Here is a 1083-nt window from a genome sequence, read left to right on the forward strand (position 1 = left end):
GGTGATGAAGCAATCCTGTTTTTGACGGAAGAGCTGCGCAACGGTTTACGCGCCACCGATGTGATTGGTCGCTTCGGTGGCGATGAGTTTGCGGTGATTTTGCCTGAGGCGCGAGCAACAGACGCGGTTGAGATCATTAATCGCATTCGTACTCGCCTGGCCGCCAAGCGCTTAACGCAAACGCCACAGTTGGGGATTCGTATCAGCGTCGGCGTAGCTGAATATCGCCCAACCATGAACCAGTATCACGACTGGCTCAAAGCGGCGGATATCGCACTTTATATGGCGAAAAACAAGGGTCGCGGGCGCACGGAAGTGGCCTGACGCCTCCCCCTCATGAATGGCGTTTACTACGGCAGCGAATTCAGCCGATGATAGACGTTGAAGTCAATAACCCGGTTGGTTATCTCTCCCAGGGGTTTTCCCGCATCAATCATTGTATGAATATCCTTGGTGAGGTGTGTGAAATTCTCTAGATTTACTGTGCGCTTTTTTTGATCGACATTCTGACTGATAGCGTAAATAGCGGCTTTTATTGCGTAAACTCTCGTTGCATTTTCATAGGATTGTGTCAGGTGCTGGTTTACTTCACGGCGTAGCGTGACCGCCGGGGAGGGGGGCGCTGGTTCTATTGGTGAAAAACCGTTTAAAAACAGCCGTATCTCCTTAACCCGATCAAGCGCATTGCCAAGATATTGATACTTATCTTCCCGAATACGTTTTTCATACGAGCGTGAATGGCCGTTTGAGTAGGCGTCGAAACGCGTCAATGACTCGAGGTGGGTGTCTGGTGCTGCTCTTTTTATCTTCAGCAGCGTTTCTGCAAAGGCAATGTGCTTGGGGGATTTGGTTTGTTCAGCAAGTTTGACGGCCGAGGTCAAACTGTGAGTAAAACGTGCCTTAAAAGAAAGCAGCAGCGTTGATGTTGCAATATTGCTTACCATGATGACTTCTTGTAATTGCTGTGGTGGCGGGGTGTTAAAACTGTAGCCCACCACCGCTAATGCTTTCTTCTAAATTCCGTCTCCTGCTGCAAGCGGCTTTTCTGAAGCCTCATTCGCAAGCGTTTGTCTGCAAGTTGGC

The 1083-nt window shown here is 49.7% G+C and carries 2 protein-coding genes; one reads left to right on the plus strand and one right to left on the minus strand.

Annotated elements, in window-relative coordinates; all coding sequences use genetic code 11:
* The coding region (locus J5224_RS29510; RefSeq protein ID WP_264628624.1) for a diguanylate cyclase at window positions 1-324 on the plus strand (324 nt) is incomplete at its 5' end.
* A 26-nt stretch (window positions 325-350) separates the two neighbouring features.
* On the opposite strand, the gene J5224_RS29515 is transcribed toward J5224_RS29510, so the two are convergent.
* Window positions 351-998 (minus strand): hypothetical protein, encoded by a 648-nt coding sequence (locus J5224_RS29515; RefSeq protein WP_264628625.1) that lies wholly within the window; start codon window positions 996-998, stop codon window positions 351-353.
* Window positions 999-1083: the final 85 nt, after the last annotated feature.

The sequence above is a fragment of the Candidatus Symbiopectobacterium sp. NZEC135 genome, assembly GCF_025962695.1.